We start from the raw sequence: 22,517 nt of genomic DNA, 5'->3' as shown, positions 1-22,517 counted from the left end.
TTTAGCAGGCATTCACTTTTTCTGAATATCATTATGTTATATTATACCAATATGCGTTTTAAATGCACAACAGCTTATCCTGCTGATTTAGTAAAATAACGTGCCTGATATTTGTTGGTCTTCTTAACTGGTTCCCAGGCTAGAGCCTGGGAACCGAGAGCCAGAGGCTCTGCCTCGTTAACGGATAAAAATAAAAACACGAGGCAGATGCTCATGGAATGTGTTCCCAGGCTAGAGCCTGGGAACGAGCAAACACCTACGCTTTGCGCTTCCGACGGCGAATCAGCACACTCATCACTTGGTTCGGATTAGCTGCACGTTGTAGGGGACTCCAATCGCCAACTTGGGCAAATCCCAGCCGGTACAAGGTGAGTATGGTTTCCCTGACACCCTTGGGCGAACCTGTCACCGTAACACAAACCACATCCTGTTCCGATTCTGCTGCTGAGTCGTCATTTGGCCGATCCTCTTCGAGGGCTGCGCTAACGAATTTGTTGTCGTCAGGCAATAATTCCTGTGACATAATTATGTTCTCCTGGTTTTGGGTTTTCTAGAAAAACCCAAAAACCCAGCCGCCCCGCTTTTCAACACATAGCAGGGCGGCTACAGAGAGTGTTATCATACTCCGTTAGCCTCCAGACTGCTGATATCAGTTTGGCGGTTATGCTGTCCATTGCTGCTCGCAACAGCTTTGGGCAGTGCAACTAGATTTTTGGGCGACGCGGGCTACTTCCTCTACAAGCAAAGCAACCTCTAACTTCAAAGCGTAGCCGCAGACGGGGGCCTGTGTCAATCCTCCATTTGGGATTTGGGATTTGGGAAAGGTGCGTCAGCTTTGAGATTGCTTCACTACGTTGGCAATGACAGAAAATCCTAGTACGTGCATCGAGGATTAACTGGTTCCCAGGCTAGAGCCTGGGAACGAGCAATCGCCTACTTCCTAGGCTTTGCGCTACAGTTATAATATTAAAATCAATTTAAAAAGTGCGATGGATTTTGTTATCGTCAACCCAAAAACTTGCACTCAAGGATAATTATGCTGCACAATCTTCAGCAATCTCACGAACAAGAGATACAGACAATTACTCAAGTTTTGGGAAAAATCACCAACCGCACGGCGGAGCAGATTAAACCATTACTAGATGCGATGCTCAAACAGCTAATTGAACCTCAACAACCTCCATTTTATGAAACAGCTACCCCAACAGAATGGTCAATAGCATTTCAAGAATGGGTTGACAGTCATCGTACCCTAAATCTCCCCACTCTTTCAGATGAAGCTATTAGCAGAGAGAGCATTTATGGAGACAGAGGTTAAATGCCGTTTCTCGTAGATACAAACATACTGCTGCGTAGCATCGATACAGCACACCCAATGAATCCTGATGCTGTCAATGCCGTGATTACTCTGCGCGATCGCGGGGAACAACTTTATATCGTACCCCAAAATTTGATCGAGTTTTGGAACGTTTGCACGCGCCCGATCCAGAGAAATGGATTAGGGCGTACTGCAACAGAAGCAGAGGCAGAAATTAATCGCTTAAAACAGCTTTTTCCTCTGTTGTTGGATACCGAAGCAATTTATCAAGAATGGGAGCGACTGGTGATAACACATAAGGTTATACCAATTTTTTATGAGGCTGCATAGAATCTGATCCCCCCTAACCCCCCTTAATAAGGGGGGGACAAGATTCTTCTCAAAGTCCCCCTTCTTAAGGGGGATTTAGGGGGATCGAGATATGTGCAACTTCACATTAAATTAGTGTTAACGTTCATGATGCGCGGCTAGTTGCTGCTATGCTAGTTGATGGTTTAACCCATATCCTAACTTTTAACATTGCTGATTTCGCTCGTTATTCACAAATTACGGCTGTTAACCCTCCAACTGTAAAGCCTTGATTAATTGGGAATTTAACAGAAATTATACTCCGAGCAAAGAACAGGCAAGATGCCTGTTCCACAAAAAGCTAATTTGATTGTGGGGAGTAGGAGTTGGGCCGGAGAGCCCGCCCTTAGATTTTACCGGGTGTTAGCAAAATTAGCTGTTTTGATAAGATCGATCGTACTTCATCCAATCCCATCTCCACATCCGCCAAAATCTCTCCCACAGTTTTGGTATTGCAACCTTGCAAAAACTCAAATTCCGCACTTGACAAATTGAGCAATTGGTAGTTGCAATCAAACACTTGTTGACTCGGCCAACCGTGCATACAACCACTCAACTCAGGAATTGCCGCCAAAAGTGCCTTATCGTCCGACCAATCAATTTTATTAACAGGCTTTTTGCCCAAGAAAAACTCGTAATGAGTGATTTCCGTATCCAACAATTCAATTAATCGATAAAGCTCCCGTTCCGTCAAACCCTGAGCTCTTTCTATCAATTCCGGCGCTTTCCCCAAAAGTCTTTCTAACTGCCAATATCCCGGATTTGAGAAACCGATAAACTCCAATCCCGAAGCGTCAATTAACTGGAACAAAGTCTCGATATTGTAGTCAATTTCCTGCGGGTGAACGTACATATCAGCAAAACATTCGTCTCGCTGATTTTCTCCTGCCCAACGCTGTTTTTCGTACTTGACAAGACGGTTGTTTTCTGGTAAAGAAGCAAAGATTTGACGACCGACTTTCACACCATCGGGATAGTCACCTTTTTGCGGGCCTTGAAGAAGTGCGATCGCCCTTTGCATCAGTTGAATTTCCCAGCGTCCGAGCTCAGCATACACAAAAATGTGCATCAAACCCCCCTCCGCCAACTTCGCCGCCAGCGCTTGAATGCCCCGGATCGGATCGGGTAAGTGGTGCAACACGCCCACGCAGTTGATCAAATCAAACTCGCCCTCTAACTCAGCGGCATCGTACAAGCTGAGGTGACGAAAATCAGCTTCTCGCGCGCCCGATCGCCGACAACGTTCTTGTGCTACTTTCAAAGCACCCGCACTCAGGTCGATCGCCGTCACCGAAGCTTCGGGATTGAGGTGAATCAGATAATCGGTGCTCGAACCAGTGCCGCAGCCAGCATCTAAAATCCGAATATCGAGTTTTGGCGGCTTTTGGCCGGTGCAAAAATTGTAAGCATCAGGCCAACTCCAGCGCCAGTTGTACCCAGGGGGCGGTTCATCGGACAAAGGATCGGGCGGAAAAGGGAAAGTATCGTAAAGCCGCCGCACGGCAGCACTGATATCAGGCGTAGTATCCATAAGTGAGGTAATAGTGCGTGGGTTTTGAGATTGGTTGTCAGTAGCTACGGGGTAACACGGCTACGCCAAGCACTTCTTTTGCTGCGTTACTCGCCACAAAAGTGTCGCTGCGCGATAGTTTGGCAAGCCTGAAACAGAGGGATCGGGCGATCGACTAACCCCTGGTAGCCAAGCCCTGACAGCTTCTGCGTAATAAAACTTATCATTTTTTCTCATATAAGCTCTCTTAAATCTATACAATAAATCTCGACAGGCTTTTTAACAAATAAGGACTGTCAATAACCCACCGCTGAACTGTCGGGTAAAGCGGAGGCGTCTTTCCGCAGAAAGTCAAAAGCCCCGAAACAGGCAGAAGAAAATTTTTGATTTTCTTTTCCTTTAATTCAAGGCACTGGCTACAATCGCCCAAAGGCAACTCTCCTGCCGAGTCTTTTTTCCACGGGTATGCCGGCGGAGTGCAGCGGAGGGAGTACCCCGTGCCTGCCTTCGGATCGGACATTTCCCCGCAGGCAGAAAGATGAAACCAAAACATTTTAATCTAAGAAAGTAAGCGCGCCCGAACCTCGTGACAGGTAAAGGCAAAAAGTAAACAAAGCAAAAATACCTACTTTGACCTGCATCAGAAGGCAAGGTTAGTCTGGTTAAATGCTGCAACTATTTGGATAGGGAGCTAAGGAGTCTAATGACTGTAAAAGCAAGTGGTGGAAGCTCGGTTGCGCGTCCGCAACTATATCAAACTGTACCGGTCGCAACAATTTCGCAAGCAGAACAGCAAGACCGCTTTCTACAGCGGGGCGAACTCAGCGAACTGGCAAGTTATTTCAGTTCAGGGGCTCTTCGGATCGATATCTCTGCGACGCTGACCCAAAACTCGGAACTGATAGTATCCCGCGCAGCCAACCGGATTTTTACCGGCGGTTCCCCGCTGGCATTTTTGGAAAGACCACAAGAACCTGCGATGGCTGTAGCAGGGGCGGCTCGCGGCGGCTCGGCGAATGTCTCTGAAGGCATGAAACTGGGAAATGTCACCTACGTTGAAAGCCGCGCAGGCGGTGGCAACGGCGGTGGCGGCGGCGGTGGTTTCTTGGGGCTAGGAAATCTATTTTCTGGCAACGGTGGCGGCTACAGCGGCCCAATCCCCGCAGGATTTCAGCCGATCAATGTCTCGCGCTACGGCCCGGGCAACATGACCAAATCTCTGCGCGACTTGAGCTGGTTTTTGCGCTACATCACCTACGCAATTGTCGCTGGCGACCCGAACATTATTTCGGTGAACGTGCGCGGATTGCGGGAAATCATCGAAAATGCTTGCTCTTCGGCGGCCACAATTGTGGCAATGCAGGAAATGAAGGCAGCATCTTTGGGCTATTTCAGAAACAATGCAGAGGCAAGTGCGATCGTCGGACAGTATTTCGACGTAGCAATTACCGAATTCAAAGCTCCCACACCTTCAGACAAGGTGCGGCAGCGCGAAAGCAACGACCAGCAAGGCTTGCAACTGCCTCAAATTTACTTCAACGCAGCCGAGCGACGGGCGAAATTCGTCATGAAAACCGGTCTGTCTTCGGCAGAAAAGCTAGAAGTAATCAAAGCAGCTTACCGCCAAGTATTCGAGCGCGATATTACCCGCGCATACAGCCAAAGCATTTCTGACTTGGAATCCAAGGTCAAAAATGGCGAAATCTCGATGAAAGAGTTTATTCGCCGCCTTGGCAAATCTCCTCTGTACCGTCAGCAATTCTACGAGCCGTTTGTCAACAGCCGCGCTGTAGAACTTGCCGCCCGCCACTTCCTCGGCCGCGGTTTGAGCTCGCGGGAGGAATTTAGCAAGTATTTTGCGATCGTCAGCAAAGGCGGCCTGCCAGCCCTGGTAGACGCGATGGTTTATTCCCAGGAGTATTCCGATTACTTCGGCGAAGAAACAGTGCCTTACCTGCGCGGTTTGGGCCAAGAAGCTCAGGAGTGTCGCAACTGGGGCCCGCAAATTGATTTGTTCAATTTCAGCGCTCCGTTCCGCAAGGTTCCTCAGTTCATCACCTTGTTTGCTGGCTACAACCAGCCTCTGCCAGACCAGCACGTTTACGGTGTTGGCAATGACCCCTTAGAAATTCAGTTCGGCGCGATTTTCCCGAAAGAAACTCGCAACCCCAAGAGCCGTCCGGCTCCCTTCGGCAAGGACACTCGCCGTATCCTGATCCGTCAAGGTGCAGGTATTGACAATCAGTTGAGCAATCCGGCGGCTCGCGGTGCTGCTCCCGGCTCTCTCGGCCCCAAGGTCTTTAAATTAGACCAGTTACCGAGCAACTATGTTGCTTCCAAGAAAACTGCCCGCGGTGTCTCTAGCAGCTACAGCAATGCTTCCAGTGTCAAATTTACCGAAAGTTCCACACAAGCGGTGATTCGGGCTGCTTACCTGCAAGTGTTTGGTCGCGATGTGTTCGACGGCCAGCGCCAAAAGGTAGCGGAAATTAAGCTGGAAAACGGCGAGATTCCGATGCGCGAGTTTATTCGGATGTTGGCGAAGTCGGACGTGTTCCGCAATATGTACTGGAGCAAGCTCTACGTTTGTAAGGCGATCGAGTACATTCACCGCCGACTCCTGGGACGCCCTACCTACGGCCGTCAGGAAATGAACGCTTACTTTGACATTTGCGCCAAGAAGGGTTTCTACGCGCTGGTCGATAGCATCATGGACAGCATGGAGTACAACGAAGCTTTTGGGGAAGATACAGTTCCCTACGAGCGCTATGTGACTCCCGGTGGTTTGTCGATGCGGACGATGCGATCGGGTTCCGTCGCTGAGCAAAATCTCCAAGCTCAGACGCCAGAAACTCCTCGGTTTATCGAACTCGGTGCAGCAGGCAATCGAGGCGATATCGAGTTGCAAAGTCGGATTGCTCAAGGTGTCAGCAAGCGGCGTGAACAAACTAAGATGTTCAAGCTGACGACTACTTCGGACAAAGTAGCTTTGAAAACTTTAATTCAAGCTGCTTACCGTCAAATTTTTGAACGCGATTTAAACCCCTACGTTGTGAAGAATGAATTCACGGCGCTGGAAAGCAAACTGGGCAACAATGAAATCAATCTCAAGGAGTTCATTGAGGCTTTGGGCTGCTCGTCGCTGTACATCAAACAGTTCTACGCACCTTATCCCAATACTAAGGTGATTGAGTTGGGTACGAAGCACTTTTTGGGCCGTGCTCCTCGCAATCAAGCGGAGATTCGGACTTATAACCAAATCTTGGCAAGTAAAGGGATTAAGGGCTTTATCAACGCGATGTTGAACAGCGTTGAATATGCGGAGGCTTTTGGTGAGGATACTGTTCCTTACCGCCGCTTTCCGACTCTACCGGCTGCTAATTTCCCGAATACCGAAAGGCTGTACAACCAGTTGACTAAGCAGAATGGTGAAATTGTGGTTCCGAGTTTTGAGCCTGTGGCTGCGATCGACAGAAGCTAGATTGATTTGAGGTTTGAGATGTTAGATTACTGCTAATTTAACATCTCAAATTAGTTGAAGGGCTGGTATAATTGCCAGCTCTTTTTTTATAGGATATTCACTTTGGGCGATAGAGGTCGCGGAGGATTGTGATTTTGTAGTAAGAGACTGGATATCGTTTATTACATCCAAAATCTTTAAGTGTTTTTCTCGTTCCCACGCTGAGCCTGGTAACGCATATCCAGAGGCTCTGCCTCGTGTTTATACAATTATTGAAATTGGTAAAATTCTAGCATCAGTTTTATTCTTGGCTGTAGTTTTTCCCAAGTTTCAAGTTTACGTTGTTGCGAGCCAGAGGCTGGTTACAGGTCAAAACCACGCTTCAGGAGGTGTACCTGAACGAATGGTAAGATTTAGGGAAAATAGCGCTGTCAGTCGATTTTAGATTTTAGATTTTAGATTTACTCCACAGATGAATCTCTGACCTTGAAGAAGAGCCTAAAATCTTGATCTCTCTACGACTGTTGTCCTTCGCAAGTATCGGTTTTTGCTCGGTGCCAAATCTGCTGAATCGGTGCAGCCAACAGTTTTAAATTTGCCACTGGATTTGCTGCTGCAATTTGATTTGAGGTTTGAGATTTGAGTTGATCTTGACTTGATAACCGCATCGGGGCGGGTGCAAGTTCCCGCCCTTTATCTATTCGGTTAACCGTACTCAAATAGCCACTTTGACGCGAGAACATTATCGCCCACTCTTCGTCGTTTATTTCAATATACAAAATCGTGGCACAGACAGATCGATTGCCTAGTTATCGGGTATTAGTGACTTCCCTTCATTCCCTGTGGGCAAAAATTAGGTATAATTGGTTAGCGCCTATTATGATAAAAATTTCCCCAAAAAATACCACGCTAGGTCAGATATAAAGCGCAATAGTGATGAGCCATTCCCAATCTCAAATCTAAAATTGTATGAGCTACATCAAGATATTGACCGCAAAATAAAACAGCAGAATAAACGAACCACTTGTTCTGATTAGTCAAGTAGCGAAACGAATAAGCTATTAGGGCATAATGTAGTTTTGAGCGAACAGGGTATGGAACTAAATTTACAGAAATTTTATAGCGCCTGCAATCCCAGCTACACCCTGGCAGTAGCAAATCAACAAGACCGACAATACTATATCGATTTCTCTTCAGTGCGGGGTGGCACAATCGTCGAACAATTGGAGCGTACCATCAGCCGTCTGTCCCCCGATGCACCTACCTGTCAACTATTCACCGGTCACATCGGCTCTGGTAAATCAACAGAATTGCTGCGGCTGCAAGCTCAATTGCAGCAACAAGGATTTCATGTTGTTTATTTTGAGTCGAGTAAAGACTTAGACATGGCAGATGTAGATATCACTGACATTTTGTTGAGCGTTGCTCGTCAGGTGAGCGAAAGCATCGAGAAAATGAAAATTAAGCTGCAACCGACGGGTTTTAAAGCTTTGCTTAAAGGGATTGCTGATGTTTTTCAAACTCAAATAGACTTGAGCGCGGAAGCTAATGTTCCGGGTTTTGGGGAAATAAATGCCAGCACGGAGGGAGAATTTTCTCTGGCGTTGGGAATTGGCAAAATTACTGCTAAGGCGAAAGATGCTCCGAATCTGCGATCGGAGTTGAGGCAATATTTGGAGCCGCGAACTAACGTAATTTTAGATGTACTGAATAAGGAGTTGCTGGAGCCGGCTAATCAAGAACTCAAACGCCAAGGGAAACAAGGACTTGTAGTAATTATCGACAATCTCGATCGCATACACCTGTGCACGAAACCGACGGGGCGGCTTCAGCCGGAATACCTGTTTGTCGATCGCGGCGAACAATTGGCAAGACTAAATTGCCACGTCGTGTATACAATTCCTTTGGTGCTGATTTTCTCTAACGATTTGGGTCAGTTGACCAATCGCTTTGGGGTAGATCCGAAGGTTTTGCCGATGGTGCCGGTGCAGTTTAGCGACGGTTCTGAGTGCTCTGAGGGTCTGGAATTGCTGCGTCAGATGGTTCTGGCGCGGGCTTTTCCCACAGTGCAGCCTTCGCAGCGCTATGCTTTGGTGGGCAAAGTTTTCGACTCTGCGGAAACTCTCGATCGCCTGTGTCGAGTCAGCGGTGGTCATGTCCGCAATTTGCTGCAACTACTGTATGGCTGTCTGCAGAAGCAAGACCCTCCTCTGTCGCGGGAAACTTTGGAAAATGTGATCGTCCAGCGCCGCCACCAGCTTACTTTGGCGATCGAACCGGATGAGTGGCAATTGCTGCGCCAAGTATCCGCTACCAAAACTGTGAACGGGGAAACTAAATACCAAATATTGCTGCGGAGTCTCTGGGTGTTTGAATACCGTTACGGCGAGGATTACTGGTTTGATGTCAATCCGATTTTGGCTGACGCCAAAGAGTTTCGGGAAACAGTTGAGAGTTGACAGTTGACAGTGACTCGGCGAGGAAAATCGATTCTGAACCCACGAAGTTCACTCCTAGCCGACTAAAGAATAAGGGCCCAACTGTAGCAGGATCTGGTACGAAAACTAACAAAACTCAACAGTCAACCGTTAACAGTCAACAGTCAACAGTCAACTAACAAAAATGATTAAAGGCACTACTAAACTGTTGGGAGTAATTGGTCATCCCGTCGAACATTCTCTGTCGCCGGCGATGCACAATGCTGCTATTTCCCACTTGGGAGTCGATTTTGTTTACCTGCCGTTTCCGGTAAAACCAGAGGATTTAAAAGCTGCTCTTGCAGGATTTGCGGCGATCGGCGTTCGGGGATTTAGCATCACGATTCCCCACAAACAAGCCATCTTACCGCTGCTGTCGGAAGTTTCCCCGATCGCCCGAGCGATCGGCGCAGTCAATACCGTATACCTGAGTGACAAAGGTTGGTGCGGCACAAATACTGACGTTGAAGGCTTTCTCGCGCCGCTGCAAACGGGGGGTTTTCAAACTTTCCAATCAGATTCAGATCCCCCCCGCAGGGCGGGCACGGGGGCACCGCCCCTACAAAGGGGGGAGAATTCACTCAAAGTCCCCCTTCTTAAGGGGGATTTAGGGGGATCTCCGGGTTTAACAACCCCCCTAGGGGCGGGTTCCGATTGGAGTCAGAAAGTAGCGGTAATTTTGGGGAATGGCGGGGCGGCAAGAGCTGTTGTGGCTGGATGCGCTCAATTGAGATGTGCAGAAATTCACGTTGTCGGCCGCAGCGAATCAAATTTAGCGGAATTTCAGCAGAGTTGGGTCAATTCTCCAATGCCCGTGCAGAATTTGCAGGTGCATACTTGGGATAATTTGTCAAGTTTAATCTCGCAGGCAGATTTGCTGGTGAACACGACGCCTGTGGGGATGTATCCGCAGGGGGAAAAGTCGCCGGTTGCCGCTGGTGAGATCGATCGAATTTCAGCAGGTGCGATCGTCTATGATTTAATTTACACCCCGAATCCTACCCAGTTTCTCAAAGATGCACAGCTTCGGGGAGCGCGAGCTATTGACGGACTCGAAATGCTAGTTCAACAAGGAGCAGCCGCCTTAAAAATTTGGCTGGATAAAGAATCCGTCCCAGTCGATGTGATGCGCCAAGCCTTGCAGAAGCATTTAGGCTTAAGCTAAGTAGCAATTTACAACTGAATTCGCGCTAAGCTGAGAATTAAAATATACTTGCCCCGCCATTTATGAAATTTCGAGCTATCAGCCTTTTTTTTGCTACTTGCCTAATCGGAATTTTTAGTTTGGTATTCACTCCACCTGCTTGGGCTCTGACACAGATTAAACTTTCCGACCTTTCTTATCGCGAATGTCCGGCAGAAATGGGAGAAGGAACAGTCACCAGCGGCAGTTCTATGGAAGCTAACTGCTTTTTGATTACTGGGAAAGCTGAAAATAGCACCGGCAAACCAGTTGTCAATGCCGATATTTTCGGCCGCATTTATGATGCCGACGACAATCCGGTGATGCAAAACCGCACTCGCTTGGGTTCTATAGAAGAAGTTCCTCCGGGAGTTAGCGATTTTCAGCTCAGAATTTCCGTTGCAGCCAATCAACGAACACCTTTGAAACTCAAGCAATTTAAAGCTACAGGTTTTACTGGCGTGGTTCGCCGTTAACGAAACTCTTGGAGATTTTGGGTTGGCTGCCGGTGAAATTGCGATGCAGTTTTCGATTTTCGATTGTTGAGTGGCCGGCAATTTCTCATTTCTAATTTACGATTAACTCCCCAGCTTTTCAACCGGGGAGTTAATCTAAAAATGTCAAATCTAAAATTTAGTTGCCGGCAGCTAGGTCGGCCAAACAATTTACGCTCGATGCTTAAAAACTTAAGCTTTTCAAACTACAAGGATGTTTGCAAGCTGGTCAAAAGACCGATCAAGAATTCCGCTCCGAACTGAAGTACAAAAAACGCAATCAGTGGTGAAAAGTCAATCCCTCCCAAGGGGGGGATAATCGAGCGGAATAGATTGAGGTAAGGATCTGTTAACTGACTCAAAATCGAAAACGGGGGGTCGTACCAATTGATGTTAGGGAACCAGCTTAACAGCACCCGAATAATCATCAGGGCTACATAGATTTGCAGAAATGTGGACAGCGTGGTTGCCAAAAGGCCTATTGAAGAACTCATAAATTTTGCTTGTAGTTTGAGTAAAGTTTACAGACACTTTAACTGTGAGTTTAGCATAGCTGGAGGAGTGGGGGGAGTGGGAGTGGGGGGAGTGACAGAGGAGGGAGAGGCTTAGATGGGGAGAGGGGGAGCGTTTTTGTTGTTCCTTGTTCCTTCTGTCTCCCCCTTTTAGCTGGAAAGATGAAGAGAGAAATGTGCGACTGTTGACCGATCGCCCGCATCGATCTGCCAGACTAATCTAAAATTTTAAATGGATTCAGGAGTCTTGGGCGATCGAACCCTCGCCGCCCGACGCCGGCGCGTTGCCGTTTACGTCGCCGAGTTGCAGCCGCACGTCATCTATTGCCTGATTTAGCTGGGCAATTTTATCTTCTAAACTCAGCCTTGCTACTTCCATGCTGTCGGCTTCGAGTTGACTGGCTTTCCTCTGGCGGATCTTTCTTGTCTTTGCTTCTGAAGGTTCACTCAGCAAAGCTTCAGCAGCGCGCCGCGACAGCACCGCGCCCAAAACTGCACCCACCAAGCCGCCAACTGCGGCTCCGGCAATAAATCCCCCTGTAAAACCCTCTCGATTGCTCATGGATCAACTCAACTGCGCGATATTTCTTTGATTTGTTTATTTTGACACTCTCCCGGTGAGAAAGCGGCAGACGATCGTTCGATTTTAGATTTTAGACTTTTGATTAAAGAATTGAGAGGGCGATCGGGAAAATGAGCCGGAGGGACAAAAGCCCAAAGGGGCATCAAGCCGGTTAGTTGCCAGGTAAGGCGAGAATTCCGACTTCCGAGTTAAAGCGGATCATTTCCAAAGATCGATCGCCATAAAGATCTTCAATGTGTTCCAAGCAGCACTCGATAGCGAAATCGTTCAATTCAGTCGGCTCAACGCCGTACATATCCTGAAACACCTCTGAGTCTACCCGACAAAAGCGCGGTCGATCGGCATAAATTCCGCATTCTCTGGTGGTTTTGTCAAAATTTATACACCAACCGTCATCTCCGACTAAGCTCAAATAGACCGCTAATTCGTCTTCAGATAAATACTCGTCTAAGTCAGGGCGCTCTGTTGGGTCGAGGTAACAACAAGCACCGCACTGCTTTACGCAACGCCAAGTAGCCATAGTTTGATTTTAGATTTTAGATTTTAGATTTTAGATTCGGAGCATTGTGTGGAAAATGCCAAACTTTAGGAAATTGGGGCTCTTAAAGTATATCAATTGCCAGGGCCCGCCGGAGACGGATATCCCGAAAGGGGGTTCGATTTGAGATTTGAGATTTGAGATTGGGGGGAGTTTCCGGGAAGGGGCATCAAGTCCCTGGTTTCCTGTGACTGAGAGGTCGATCGTAGTTTACATTTTGTTGAATTTTGTAAAGTTCCTTAAAAAATATGGTCGATCGCCCGGTAAAATCAGAAGCGGATTTTCTAATTCAACAATCTAGACTTAATCACTACAGTCAGGAGGACAAATGGACTTTATAACCGATCTTTTCAGTGGTCTGGGTGGTGTAGACTACCAACTCATTGTTCAGGTAGCTTTACTCGCAGCCGTCGTGCTTTCTGGCCCGATCGTGATTTTTCTCTTGGCAGCTAAAGGCGGCGACCTGTAATTATAGCACGCTCCGGGGCGATCAAGAGTTGGGAGTTTTGAGTTTTAAATTATTCAAAATTCACAACGCTCGATCGCCAATTTTCCCAGCAGCACGAGCTTTCTTATCAAATAGCGACTTATCAAATACCAAGGGCGTGTTTAGCAGTTTGAATCAAATTCTCAAAAAAAGGTAGAGATACATCGACTTCTCTAGCATCTTTGCGGGAGTTACCTAACAAACCGATGTTTTGTCCGGGTGCAACAGCCAAAACTTGCCCTTGAGAGTTGCGAATTCTCAATTCCTCGATCGAACCGGCGGGAGACAGACTGCAAGAATAAGTGCGATCGCAATAATCAAACTCAACTTTTCCGAACATCGGCGACCTGGAACTAGCAACACTTGCGGGCAACCGGACACCCAACAATTCTAACTCCACCGATGTCTTGCCATTAAAACTATTTTCCCGCAATCGGTAAGCAATATCAACCCGCCGAGGCAAAGGAAAATATTCCCCCCAACGCCAAGCAATCGCCTTCACACTAGCCGATACATTTCCATCTTGAGTTGCAGTTAGTTTAACGTGACCTCCTTTACCCACAATTTTCTGTTCAGTTATGCAAACATTAGGTGTCCAAAATACAGGAGCCTTATTTTCAATCCCGCAAGGTTCCAGAGCATCAATTTGTCGGTAAAGGTCGAGGTTAATCTCAGCCAAATCCGCTCGCACGTCAACTGAAACCAGCGGTTTTAGGTGTTCCGGCTGCAAACATTGATTTGCAAAAATTGACAGTTGATTGCGGAATTGTTCTAGATTATCAGCCGGCATAGAAAAACCGCCCGCCGCTTTGTGCCCGCCAAATTTAGTTAATAAATCCGCGCAAAAATTCAGCCCGTCAAATACATTAAACTCAGGAATTCCCCTCGCCGAACCCCGAACAATTTTATGGGCTACCGTCTCTACAGCCTCGTTTTCGCCAGCCTCATCCTCAAAAGTACCAATAAACACAGGTACGCCGTAGCGTTCCACCAACCGAGACGCCACAATCCCGATCACCCCGTGGTGCCAACCGGGTTGCACGACAACTAAAACTCGTTCTTGCTGCAAGTCGAGATCACTTTCCTCGCACCAAGCAATGGCTTCCTGCTCAATTTCCTGGCACAACTCCTGCCGGCGCTGATTGATTTGTTCGCACTGCATCGCGTTTTTGAGAGCTAATTCGCGATCGTCCGTAGTCAGCAACTCTATCACAATTTGAGGGTCAGCCAGCCGCCCCACAGCATTAATCCGGGGCCCAAGCCGAAAACCAATATCTTCAGGCTTTAACGTATTGCTAGGTTGGCTTTTTGAATTCAGAAGAGGTAAACTTTCCGCACTTCCCGGCTGCACTCCCGCCACCTGAATCAAAGCCTGAATACCCGCCAATTGCGAGTGAGGCAACAGCCGCAAACCCCGCTTTACCCAGCGCCGATTAACCCCAGTCAAAGGCGCTAAATCCGCAATAGTTCCCAACGTAAATAACTCCAGCAGTGGATTCACTAATCCCCCAACTTTCTGCATATCCTGAGCCAAAGTAATAGCCAAAACATAAGCAACGCCTACGCCAGCTAAACCGCGATAAGGGGAAGATTCCGCGATTAATTTCGGGTTGAGAATAGCATCGGCAGGCGGCAGTTTTGGCGGCAAGTCGTGGTGGTCTGTAATAATAACTTTGACACCCAGTTCTCGCGCTCTAGCAACCGGGCCGTAGGCTGCAATTCCGTTGTCAACCGTGAGAATGAGAGCCACACCTTCCGAGTGAAATTCTTCTACAATGCGATCGTTAATCCCATAACCTTCTCGCATCCGGCTGGGAATAGCATAATCCACATTCGCGCCCAGAGCCCTGAGAGCGCGCAGCAACAAAGCCGTGCTCGTCATCCCGTCAGCATCGTAGTCGCCGCAAATAGCAATTTTTTGCCCTCCCGAAATCGCCTCCCGCAACAATTTGACACTCGCAGCCAAATCTGGAAACTCATCGGTTGGCGCGGGCAAAACCAGAGATTCCGGTTCGATAAACCCTTGCACTTCTTTCAGAGAATCGATGCCCCGGTTAATCAGTACCTGTGCCAGCAAGGGCGACAAACCGATTTCAGTGGCAAACTGTTCGGCTTGCTGTGGTTGAGGCGAATAAATTTGCCACCGTTGGTTTGGCAATCGGTGAAAATGCGGGGGCACAGATGTCGGTAGCTCTTGCACGGAAGCTGAGGTTTAAAGATACATAGTTAATCTTACCGAATTAAGTTCCTCCGTGAATCAATTGTAGATTTTAGATTTTAGGTTTTAGATTGAGCGTAAAGATGAGTTTTTTGGGTAAAATCCAAAGGTTGTTTGTAGGAAAGCTTTTTTTGGAAGCTCTCACCCCACCCAAATAGGGATACAAGCGCTGACAGCAGTCGTAGAGACCAAAAATTTTAGACCTAAGTTCAAACCCTCCAGATTTATCTGTGGAGCCAATCTAAAATCTCGAATCTCCAATCGACTGGTGACAGCCAAAGAACTAAGTTTACCAGGCATTTGCGCTGCCCGCGCTAGGGCGGGGCTAATTTAATTTAATGAGGAGACTTGCATGAGTGGCGATCGACCGCCTTGGTTTAAAATTGCATTACAGGTTCGGGGGTCTGTCATTCCCTCAATTTTGCCCCGCGTTTTGCTGTGCGGCAGCTTTGGAGTTTTTATTTCCGTGCTGCACTTTTTTAAGTTGCCTGTTTCCATGCCCATTTTATCGAGTATTGTACCGAGTATTGTCCTGGGTTTACTGTTAGTTTTTCGGACAAATACAGCCTACGAAAGATTTTGGGAAGGTCGAAAAGCTTGGGGAACTTTAGTCAATAATGTCCGCAATTTAGCGCGCCAAATCTGGGTAGCCATTGAGGAAAAAGACCCGAAGGATATAGAACTCAAAAAGTCAGCCCTGCGCCTGTTACCTGCCTTTGCAGTGGCGATGAAACTGCACTTGCGGCAACAATCAGTCAATCCAGAGTTGGAGCCGTTAATGTCGCCAGCGCAGTACCAAAAGCTCAAATCAATGAACAATCCGCCCCTAGAAATTGCCTTTTGGATTGAGGATTATATGCACGAGCAGTACGAGCGCAATTGCCTGGATGTCTATCAGTTAACTGCTATGAATCAGTTGCTCAATTCTATGATAGATGTATTAGGAGGCTGCGAGCGGATTTTGAAGACGCCTATCCCTTTGGCTTACGCGATTCACCTGAAACAACTATTGTTGCTTTACTGTTTGGCACTGCCCTTTCAAATGGTGAAAGATTTGACTTGGGGAACTGGCTTAGTTGTGGCTTTAATTAGTTTTACTTTGTTCGGCATCGAAGAAATCGGCATTGAAATAGAAAATCCCTTCGGGCACGATGCCAATGATTTGCCTTTAGACAATATTTGTGCTGCGATGCAGCGCAATATCGACGATTTAATTTCTTTATCTCCTAGCGTTCACGAACAGGTGAAAGATAAGTAGAGTCATTCCATTTTAGATTTTAGATTTTAGATACCAATCGAAAATCTAAAATGGTATAACCTACTGGTTAATTTCTAACAATCAACCGCATTAACCCAGCCCATACTAACAATACAGGCATCAGCCAATCTCCCCACCGCACGTACAAAGTCCGAGTTTGCCGCCGATAAATAGTAGCATCTCGGACTTCATAGGTATTAATTCCAGACTTCCAAACCGTCTCGCCGCGAGGATTTACAAATGCAGAGTAACCCGTATTAGTTGCGATAGCTGCCCATCTATCAGTTTCAATTGCCCGCATCACATCGAGAGCATGATGTTGAGCCAACATTGGCGGTTTGTAATGGGCATTGTTGGAAGCGGTGATCATAAATTCGCCTCCATTCGCCGCCTGATATCGGAAATTTTCAGCAAAGGCTGAATCGTAACAAATTCCAACAATGGCGCGACCAAATGGCGTATCAAACAATTGTTGAGAATTGCCGGGTACTAAATGAGCATCTAAGGGAGAAAGCCGATTAATAATCCCGCCTAAAATTTCGTAAAAAGGGATATATTCGCCTAAAGGCACTAGCTTTAGTTTATCGTAGCGGCCGACAATTTCTCCTGTGCGATCGATCGCCAATAAGCTGTTAGTGATACTATTATCTTGCTGTCCGAATCCTCCCACCCAAGCGACAACGCCGCGTTCGAGAATAGCTTTGTAAAACGAAAGAGTAGAACGTTGATACTCATTTGTCCAGATAAAAGGCAAAGCCGTCTCTGGAATTAACACAGCATCGACTTTCCTGTCGGCTAACTCTTTGTATCCACTGGTGTAACCTTCCAAAGCGCGCCCCCAACCCCCTGAATCAAACTTAATCTCGTTAGGAATATTGCCTTGAATAATGCCAATTTTTAAAGCAGTTGCGGCTTCTTGATTCAAAGGGCGATTGTATAAACTCCATCCTGCAATATGCAAAACTACACACAAACTAGCAGGCAAAATATAAGCAATCCAATTCTTCCTTCTTCCTTCTTCCTTCTTCCTTCTTCCTTCAATAAAAGCTTCTGCGATTAAGCCATTTACTGCTACAATAGCGGCTGTTACTGCGCTGGGGCCGGAGAGTTGACCGAGGTGCAATATTGCTAAATTGTGCGGGCTTTGCGTATATGATAGGGATGTCCACCACAGCGAACCTGTACTCCAAATACTTTCTAAGGCACACCACAAAGCTGTGCCAATTAAAACGCGAGTTAATGCTAAAAGTTGAGCTTTACCCCCCCCAGCCCCCCCTTGTAAAGGGGGGGAGTTAAGAAGAGAATTTTTGCCGGGTAAAGTGAGGGAGTTGAGAATAAGAAGAGGATTTTTGCCGGGTAAAGTGAGGGACTTGAGAATTACAAATAGCCACGCCCAAACGGCGACTAAGGCGGCTCCCCAGAGGGTGATGAATGCCCAGCAAAAAAGTGCGATCGCCAAACTCGGCCACCAAGGAACTCCCAACCAAGTCATCGGGTGAATTCCCATAATCCAAGATAAAGCTAATCCGTGATAGCCAATTCCCCAGAGTGAAGGAAGAAGGAAGTTCGGCAACGGATTCTGTAACGGATGTAACGGATGGATGTTGAGGAAAGAAGGAAGAAAGAGAAATTTTTGTTTTTGTTCTTCTATTTTTGGCTTTTGATAACTGACAACCAAAACCCACAGGGGAGCTAATGCTACCCAAGCCAATAGCCAAGCATTTACTGGTGCGGTTGTCAATGCCATCAAAATGCCGCTAAAAAATGCGATCGCCCAGGCTAATGTTTTTGATTTATGAACCGCGAGTTTTTCAAATTTGTGCCTGTTAAATATCGCCACTTTGATGATTGCCAAAAATAATAATTCTTAATTAATATATCAGATCGATCGGGAAGTTCGCCAAGGCGCAGTGTATGGAATTTAACGCAATACGGTTCAGTTAAGCTCGATCCCCCCTAGCCCCCCTTAAAAAGGGGGGGACAAGAACTTACTCAAAGTCCCCCTTCTTAAGGGGGATTTAGGGGGATCTCTGAGCAATAAATAGTTTTAACTGAACCGTATTGGAATTTAACGGATTTAACGGATTTAACAGAAGGAAATCTATCAAATTCTACTTGCCAAAACAAAAAGCGCCCCTATTTCTAGGAGCGCTTTTTGTTAATCAAAAGCTAAATTTAGCCGTTGATAGAAGGAGCAACCAAAGCTACAGGAGTTGTTTCACCAGCAGCCAAGTCGAGGGGGAAGTTGTGAGCGTTGCGCTCGTGCATTACTTCCATACCCAAGTTAGCGCGGTTAATGACATCAGCCCAAGTGTTGATCACACGACCTTGCGAGTCGATAATCGATTGGTTGAAGTTGAAACCGTTCAAGTTGAAAGCCATCGTGGAGATACCCAAAGAGGTAAACCAGATACCGACAACTGGCCATGCACCTAACAAGAAGTGCAAAGAACGGCTGTTGTTAAAGCTCGCGTATTGGAAAATCAAACGACCGAAGTAGCCGTGGGCTGCAACGATGTTGTAGGTTTCTTCTTCTTGACCGAATTTGTAACCGTAGTTCAAAGATTCAGTTTCGGTTGTTTCGCGAACCAAGCTAGAGGTAACAAGAGAACCGTGCATGGCGGAGAACAGAGCACCGCCGAAGACACCAGCAACTCCCAACATATGGAAGGGGTGCATCAGGATGTTGTGCTCGGCTTGGAACACGATCATGAAGTTGAATGTGCCGGAGATACCCAAGGGCATACCGTCAGAAAAGCTGCCTTGTCCGATCGGGTAAATCAAGAATACTGCGGTGGCTGCTGCAACTGGTGCAGAGTAAGCGACGCAGATCCAAGGACGCATACCTAAGCGGTAGGACAGTTCCCATTCACGACCCATGTAGCAGAAAATGCCAATCAGGAAGTGAAATACTACCAATTGGTAGGGGCCGCCGTTGTACAACCATTCATCGAGGGAAGCTGCTTCCCAGATGGGATAGAAGTGAAGCCCGATCGCATTCGATGAAGGAACAACTGCACCAGTAATGATGTTGTTGCCGTACATCAATGAACCTGCAACGGGTTCGCGGATGCCGTCGATGTCCACTGGAGGAGCAGCGATGAAGGCGATGATGTAGCAGATGGTGGCGCTGAGCAAGGTGGGAATCATCAAGACGCCGAACCAACCGATGTAAATGCGGTTCTCGGTGCTAGTTACCCACTCGCAGAACCGTTCCCAAACGTTGCCGCTTTCGCGACGCTGTACGGTTGTTGTCATTTGGTTTATGATGGCTTAATTGAATTTTCAAAGTTCGTTGTGGGAATGCCCCACGCTTATATTAGTAACACCATTCACTAAAGTTTGCCAAGGGATTACTGCTGACAATTCAAAAATTTTACAAACTTTTACAAAAACTTGATTATTAGTAAATATTTGTATTATTTTACAAAGTAAAATTACACACCAAACTGGTTAAATACAGCGGTCAGAAGAACTGAATCTATTGTCTGTAGCTTGGTTCAGCAGTTCGAGCAAATTATTTTTGTTCAGGTCGATTCTCTTTCTATTTAAATATCTGTTAATTAGGTCGTGAAGAGATGATTTTTAATATTTATTTACATATCATCGGTGGATTCTGCGAGGGTAAGTTTGTATCGGGAGAATACTGAAAACCGGGTTTCTAGTGCGGGCTGCATTCTCAACAAGATCCAATCCACCAGGTTTATTGACGAAAAAAGAAACCCGGTTTCTGAAGCGCTGGGCAATAGAAATCAACCGGGTTTCTGAGGATGAGTCCGTAAGTTCTGCGTAAAAATTAGGCTTTAGCCTGGGGGCCACTTCATCTGCCTACCGCCGAGAATGTGAAGGTGCAGGTGGTCTACAGTTTGGCCGCCGTCGCTGCCGCTATTAATGACGACGCGATAGCCGTTGCTAAGTCCGAGTTGTTCTGCTACGCGCTTGACAGTCAGCAGCAGGTGTCCCATGAGAGCGTGATCTTGCGACTCGGCATCGGCTAATTTGGCAATAGGCTGTTTGGGAATGACGAGGATGTGGACGGGTGCTTGCGGATGGATATCTCTGAACGCGAGGGCCAAGTCGTCTTCATAAACGATGTCTGCCGGAATCTCTTTGCGGATAATTTTGCTGAAAAGCGTTTCTTGAGTTGTCATGGGTGTTAACGAAGGAAGAAGGAAGAGGGAAGAAGACCCAAGTGGGAAGTGGGAAGAGGGAAGACCCAAGTGGGAAGGGAGAAGGGGAAGAGGGAAGAGGGAAGACTCAGCAGGAGAGAGGGAAGAGGAGAAAAAGAAGAGGCAAGGAAAAGTTTTTCTTGCCTCTTCCGATATTCATTAGTCATTGTTAATCATAATAGATGATGAATCAGGGACAGGCAAATTAAGGATAAAGAAAAATGCTTGCTAGGGTTTGGAGTGCATCGATCGTTGGAATTGACGCGGTAAAGGTTGGTGTTGAGGCTGATGTGTCAGGCGGGCTACCGAAAATTGTGGTTGTGGGGTTGCCAGATTCTGCGGTGCAGGAAGCTAAAGAAAGAGTTAAGGCTACGCTAAAAAATTCGGGATATGCTTTTCCGATGCGGAGTATTGTGATTAATTTGACTCCAGCGGATTTGCGAAAGGAGGGGCCGAGTTTTGATTTGCCGATCGCCATTGGCATTTTAGCAGCATCGGAACAAGTCAGCGGTCAACTTTTGGGAGATTATTTGTTTTTAGGGGAACTTTCTTTAGATGGGAGTTTGCGGCCTGTGGCTGGGGTTTTGCCGATCGCCGCTGCTGCTCAAAAAATGGGTATTTCAGGATTAGTTGTACCGGCTGGTAACGCGCAAGAAGCGGCTTTGGTGCACGGAATATCTGTTTATGGTTTTGAGAACATTTTTGCAGTTACTGATTTTTTGAACAATCCTGAAGTTTATTCGCCTGTAGAAGTAAACGGTAAAGAAGAGTTAGCGAAAACGCGATTTTCGGGTCTAGATTTAAAGGATGTAAAGGGGCAAATTCACGCGCGGCGGGCTTTGGAAATTGCGGCGGCGGGGGGACACAATTTAATTTTTGTGGGGCCGCCAGGGAGCGGTAAGACTATGTTGGCGAGGCGTTTGCCGGGTATTTTGCCGCCACTGACTTTTGAGGAAGCTTTAGATGTGACTCAAATTCATTCGGTGGCTGGGTTATTGAAGGATAAGGGAAGCTTGGTGGGCGATCGACCTTTTCGCAGTCCTCACCATTCGGCATCCGGCCCTTCTTTGGTAGGTGGCGGCAGTTTTCCGCGTCCGGGTGAAATTTCTTTAGCACATCGCGGCATACTTTTTCTCGATGAATTAACTGAGTTTAAAAGAGATGTTTTGGAGTTTTTGCGACAACCGCTGGAAGATGGGTATGTGACTATTTCTCGAACTAGACAATCGGTGATGTTTCCGGCGCAATTCACTTTAGTTGCTAGTACGAATCCTTGCGCTTGCGGTTATTACGGCGATTCGATTCAACAGTGTACTTGTTCGCCGCAAAAGAGGGAGCAATATTGGGCCAAGCTTTCGGGGCCTTTGATGGATCGGATCGATTTACAAGTGGCAGTTAATCGTTTGAAACCCGAGGAAATTACGCGACAGCCGACGGGAGAGGAGTCGGAACCGGTGCGGGTGAGGGTGCAGCGGGCGCGAGAGCTCGCAACTCGCCGTTTTCAGTCGGAATCTAGTGTGCGCTGTAATGCGGAGATGCAAAGCAGTCACATTAACAAATGGTGTCAGTTGGATGAGGCTTCTCGGAATTTATTGGAGATGGCGATTCGGAAGTTGGGGCTTTCGGCAAGGGCTAGCGATCGCATTTTGAAGGTTGCTAGAACTATTGCTGATTTGTCGGGGGATGAAAGCTTGAAAACGAATCATGTGGCCGAGGCGGTGCAGTATCGGACGATCGATCGGATGCAGTAAGTCAGCAACGTCTCCAAAGACACCATACCCCGATCGCCGAATTCTTAAAGAAGTTGGGTCTTTAACAGTTGATTCGGGGATTTAAATCACTTCTAAACATACGAAGTCCCAGCAGAGGGGGACTAAGGAATTAAGGGGGTATTTAAGCTGGATTGATGTTGTCCAATTATTTAATTGAGCCACTGAAACGCCCCGATTTTCCCATGTTTAT

General features: G+C 47.1%; 22 protein-coding genes. 10 read left to right on the top strand and 12 right to left on the bottom strand.

The features are described 5' to 3' along the window. Positions 1–256 precede the first annotated feature (256 nt). Together QUB37_RS14045 and QUB37_RS14040 are read right to left on the bottom strand one after the other, a co-directional pair. Positions 257–523 carry a hypothetical protein gene (locus tag QUB37_RS14045; protein WP_333162886.1) on the bottom strand — a complete coding sequence of 89 codons (267 nt, stop codon included), beginning with the start codon at positions 521–523 and terminating at the stop codon, positions 257–259. Between the two features lie 138 nt (positions 524–661). Then, on the bottom strand, positions 662–793 hold the full coding sequence (locus QUB37_RS14040; protein WP_333162884.1) for a hypothetical protein: 132 nt from the start codon (positions 791–793) through the stop codon (positions 662–664). Between the two features lie 243 nt (positions 794–1,036). Between QUB37_RS14040 and QUB37_RS14035 the strand changes: the two genes are divergently transcribed. Then, entirely contained in the window at positions 1,037–1,318 is a 282-nt protein-coding gene (locus QUB37_RS14035) for a hypothetical protein (RefSeq protein WP_333162882.1), read from the top strand. Continuing rightward, a complete protein-coding gene (locus tag QUB37_RS14030; RefSeq protein WP_333162880.1) occupies positions 1,319–1,648 on the top strand; it encodes a PIN domain nuclease in 330 nt (109 codons plus the stop codon). A 364-nt stretch (positions 1,649–2,012) separates the two neighbouring features. Here the strand turns inward: QUB37_RS14030 and QUB37_RS14025 are convergent, their stop codons facing one another. Further along, the gene (locus tag QUB37_RS14025) at positions 2,013–3,197 is read right to left on the bottom strand and encodes a class I SAM-dependent methyltransferase (RefSeq protein ID WP_333162878.1); all 1,185 of its coding nucleotides are present in this window, start codon (positions 3,195–3,197) and stop codon (positions 2,013–2,015) included. Positions 3,198–3,257: 60 nt separating this feature from the next. Next, positions 3,258–3,413 (bottom strand): hypothetical protein, encoded by a 156-nt coding sequence (locus QUB37_RS14020; RefSeq protein WP_333162876.1) that lies wholly within the window; start codon positions 3,411–3,413, stop codon positions 3,258–3,260. A 466-nt stretch (positions 3,414–3,879) separates the two neighbouring features. On the opposite strand from QUB37_RS14020, the gene QUB37_RS14015 reads away from it, so the two are divergent. Further along, positions 3,880–6,657, top strand: a complete 2,778-nt coding sequence (locus QUB37_RS14015) for a phycobilisome rod-core linker polypeptide (protein ID WP_333162874.1) — start codon at positions 3,880–3,882, stop codon at positions 6,655–6,657. A 494-nt stretch (positions 6,658–7,151) separates the two neighbouring features. Here QUB37_RS14015 and QUB37_RS14010 read toward each other — a convergent pair whose 3' ends face one another. Continuing rightward, entirely contained in the window at positions 7,152–7,379 is a 228-nt protein-coding gene (locus QUB37_RS14010) for a hypothetical protein (RefSeq protein ID WP_333162872.1), read from the bottom strand. A 351-nt stretch (positions 7,380–7,730) separates the two neighbouring features. On the opposite strand from QUB37_RS14010, the gene QUB37_RS14005 reads away from it, so the two are divergent. The 3 genes from QUB37_RS14005 to QUB37_RS13995 all read left to right on the top strand — a co-directional run bounded on the left by QUB37_RS14005 (position 7,731) and on the right by QUB37_RS13995 (position 10,772). After that, complete coding sequence (locus tag QUB37_RS14005) at positions 7,731–9,095, top strand: P-loop NTPase fold protein (RefSeq protein WP_333162870.1); 1,365 nt, start codon at positions 7,731–7,733, stop codon at positions 9,093–9,095. 163 nt (positions 9,096–9,258) lie between these two features. Next, positions 9,259–10,278: a shikimate dehydrogenase gene (locus QUB37_RS14000; protein ID WP_333162868.1), complete on the top strand. Its 1,020-nt coding sequence runs from the start codon at positions 9,259–9,261 to the stop codon at positions 10,276–10,278. Positions 10,279–10,340: 62 nt separating this feature from the next. Then, entirely contained in the window at positions 10,341–10,772 is a 432-nt protein-coding gene (locus QUB37_RS13995; protein WP_015175619.1) for a hypothetical protein, read from the top strand. A gap of 224 nt (positions 10,773–10,996) precedes the next feature. Here the strand turns inward: QUB37_RS13995 and QUB37_RS13990 are convergent, their stop codons facing one another. The 3 genes from QUB37_RS13990 to QUB37_RS13980 all read right to left on the bottom strand — a co-directional run bounded on the left by QUB37_RS13990 (position 10,997) and on the right by QUB37_RS13980 (position 12,405). Next, a complete protein-coding gene (locus QUB37_RS13990) occupies positions 10,997–11,284 on the bottom strand; it encodes a YggT family protein (RefSeq protein WP_333162866.1) in 288 nt (95 codons plus the stop codon). A 256-nt stretch (positions 11,285–11,540) separates the two neighbouring features. Further along, complete coding sequence (locus QUB37_RS13985) at positions 11,541–11,864, bottom strand: hypothetical protein (RefSeq protein ID WP_333162864.1); 324 nt, start codon at positions 11,862–11,864, stop codon at positions 11,541–11,543. 172 nt (positions 11,865–12,036) lie between these two features. After that, a complete protein-coding gene (locus QUB37_RS13980) occupies positions 12,037–12,405 on the bottom strand; it encodes a YkgJ family cysteine cluster protein (protein WP_333162862.1) in 369 nt (122 codons plus the stop codon). 346 nt (positions 12,406–12,751) lie between these two features. Here QUB37_RS13980 and psb30 point away from each other — a divergent pair, with 346 nt between their 5' ends. Then, on the top strand, positions 12,752–12,892 hold the full coding sequence (gene psb30, locus QUB37_RS13975; RefSeq protein WP_015175616.1) for a photosystem II reaction center protein Ycf12/Psb30: 141 nt from the start codon (positions 12,752–12,754) through the stop codon (positions 12,890–12,892). Positions 12,893–13,013: 121 nt separating this feature from the next. Here psb30 and recJ read toward each other — a convergent pair whose 3' ends face one another. After that, positions 13,014–15,110: a single-stranded-DNA-specific exonuclease RecJ gene (recJ, locus tag QUB37_RS13970; RefSeq protein WP_333162859.1), complete on the bottom strand. Its 2,097-nt coding sequence runs from the start codon at positions 15,108–15,110 to the stop codon at positions 13,014–13,016. Positions 15,111–15,480: 370 nt separating this feature from the next. On the opposite strand from recJ, the gene QUB37_RS13965 reads away from it, so the two are divergent. Further along, a complete protein-coding gene (locus QUB37_RS13965; RefSeq protein WP_333162857.1) occupies positions 15,481–16,386 on the top strand; it encodes a bestrophin family ion channel in 906 nt (301 codons plus the stop codon). 67 nt (positions 16,387–16,453) lie between these two features. Here the strand turns inward: QUB37_RS13965 and lnt are convergent, their stop codons facing one another. The 3 genes from lnt to QUB37_RS13950 all read right to left on the bottom strand — a co-directional run bounded on the left by lnt (position 16,454) and on the right by QUB37_RS13950 (position 20,537). Continuing rightward, the gene (gene lnt, locus QUB37_RS13960; protein ID WP_333162890.1) at positions 16,454–18,226 is read right to left on the bottom strand and encodes an apolipoprotein N-acyltransferase; all 1,773 of its coding nucleotides are present in this window, start codon (positions 18,224–18,226) and stop codon (positions 16,454–16,456) included. A 335-nt stretch (positions 18,227–18,561) separates the two neighbouring features. Then, complete coding sequence (gene psbA, locus QUB37_RS13955; protein WP_333102764.1) at positions 18,562–19,644, bottom strand: photosystem II q(b) protein; 1,083 nt, start codon at positions 19,642–19,644, stop codon at positions 18,562–18,564. A gap of 545 nt (positions 19,645–20,189) precedes the next feature. Continuing rightward, positions 20,190–20,537 carry a histidine triad nucleotide-binding protein gene (locus QUB37_RS13950; protein ID WP_333162855.1) on the bottom strand — a complete coding sequence of 116 codons (348 nt, stop codon included), beginning with the start codon at positions 20,535–20,537 and terminating at the stop codon, positions 20,190–20,192. Here QUB37_RS13950 and QUB37_RS13945 point away from each other — a divergent pair. Further along, positions 20,536–20,718: a hypothetical protein gene (locus tag QUB37_RS13945; protein WP_333160752.1), complete on the top strand. Its 183-nt coding sequence runs from the start codon at positions 20,536–20,538 to the stop codon at positions 20,716–20,718. The genes QUB37_RS13950 and QUB37_RS13945 overlap by 2 nt on opposite strands. Before the next feature lie 58 nt (positions 20,719–20,776). Next, positions 20,777–22,306 carry a YifB family Mg chelatase-like AAA ATPase gene (locus QUB37_RS13940; RefSeq protein WP_333162853.1) on the top strand — a complete coding sequence of 510 codons (1,530 nt, stop codon included), beginning with the start codon at positions 20,777–20,779 and terminating at the stop codon, positions 22,304–22,306. Positions 22,307–22,517 lie beyond the last annotated feature (211 nt).

Source organism: Microcoleus sp. AT3-A2, assembly GCF_036705685.1.
Classification (GTDB): Bacteria; Cyanobacteriota; Cyanobacteriia; order Cyanobacteriales; family Microcoleaceae; genus Microcoleus.
This window is presented reverse-complemented; position numbering and strand designations above follow the sequence as displayed.

Coding starts and splice junctions, on each gene's coding strand:
- QUB37_RS14045 (WP_333162886.1), bottom strand. CDS start 523: ATGTCACAGGAATTATTGCCTGACGACAACAAATTCGTTAGCGCAGCC.
- QUB37_RS14035 (WP_333162882.1), top strand. CDS start 1,037: ATGCTGCACAATCTTCAGCAATCTCACGAACAAGAGATACAGACAATT.
- QUB37_RS14030 (WP_333162880.1), top strand. CDS start 1,319: ATGCCGTTTCTCGTAGATACAAACATACTGCTGCGTAGCATCGATACA.
- QUB37_RS14025 (WP_333162878.1), bottom strand. CDS start 3,197: ATGGATACTACGCCTGATATCAGTGCTGCCGTGCGGCGGCTTTACGAT.
- QUB37_RS14020 (WP_333162876.1), bottom strand. CDS start 3,413: ATGAGAAAAAATGATAAGTTTTATTACGCAGAAGCTGTCAGGGCTTGG.
- QUB37_RS14015 (WP_333162874.1), top strand. CDS start 3,880: ATGACTGTAAAAGCAAGTGGTGGAAGCTCGGTTGCGCGTCCGCAACTA.
- QUB37_RS14010 (WP_333162872.1), bottom strand. CDS start 7,379: ATGTTCTCGCGTCAAAGTGGCTATTTGAGTACGGTTAACCGAATAGAT.
- QUB37_RS14005 (WP_333162870.1), top strand. CDS start 7,731: ATGGAACTAAATTTACAGAAATTTTATAGCGCCTGCAATCCCAGCTAC.
- QUB37_RS14000 (WP_333162868.1), top strand. CDS start 9,259: ATGATTAAAGGCACTACTAAACTGTTGGGAGTAATTGGTCATCCCGTC.
- QUB37_RS13995 (WP_015175619.1), top strand. CDS start 10,341: ATGAAATTTCGAGCTATCAGCCTTTTTTTTGCTACTTGCCTAATCGGA.
- QUB37_RS13990 (WP_333162866.1), bottom strand. CDS start 11,284: ATGAGTTCTTCAATAGGCCTTTTGGCAACCACGCTGTCCACATTTCTG.
- QUB37_RS13985 (WP_333162864.1), bottom strand. CDS start 11,864: ATGAGCAATCGAGAGGGTTTTACAGGGGGATTTATTGCCGGAGCCGCA.
- QUB37_RS13980 (WP_333162862.1), bottom strand. CDS start 12,405: ATGGCTACTTGGCGTTGCGTAAAGCAGTGCGGTGCTTGTTGTTACCTC.
- psb30 (WP_015175616.1), top strand. CDS start 12,752: ATGGACTTTATAACCGATCTTTTCAGTGGTCTGGGTGGTGTAGACTAC.
- QUB37_RS13965 (WP_333162857.1), top strand. CDS start 15,481: ATGAGTGGCGATCGACCGCCTTGGTTTAAAATTGCATTACAGGTTCGG.
- psbA (WP_333102764.1), bottom strand. CDS start 19,644: ATGACAACAACCGTACAGCGTCGCGAAAGCGGCAACGTTTGGGAACGG.
- QUB37_RS13945 (WP_333160752.1), top strand. CDS start 20,536: ATGGGTGTTAACGAAGGAAGAAGGAAGAGGGAAGAAGACCCAAGTGGG.
- QUB37_RS13950 (WP_333162855.1), bottom strand. CDS start 20,537: ATGACAACTCAAGAAACGCTTTTCAGCAAAATTATCCGCAAAGAGATT.
- QUB37_RS13940 (WP_333162853.1), top strand. CDS start 20,777: ATGCTTGCTAGGGTTTGGAGTGCATCGATCGTTGGAATTGACGCGGTA.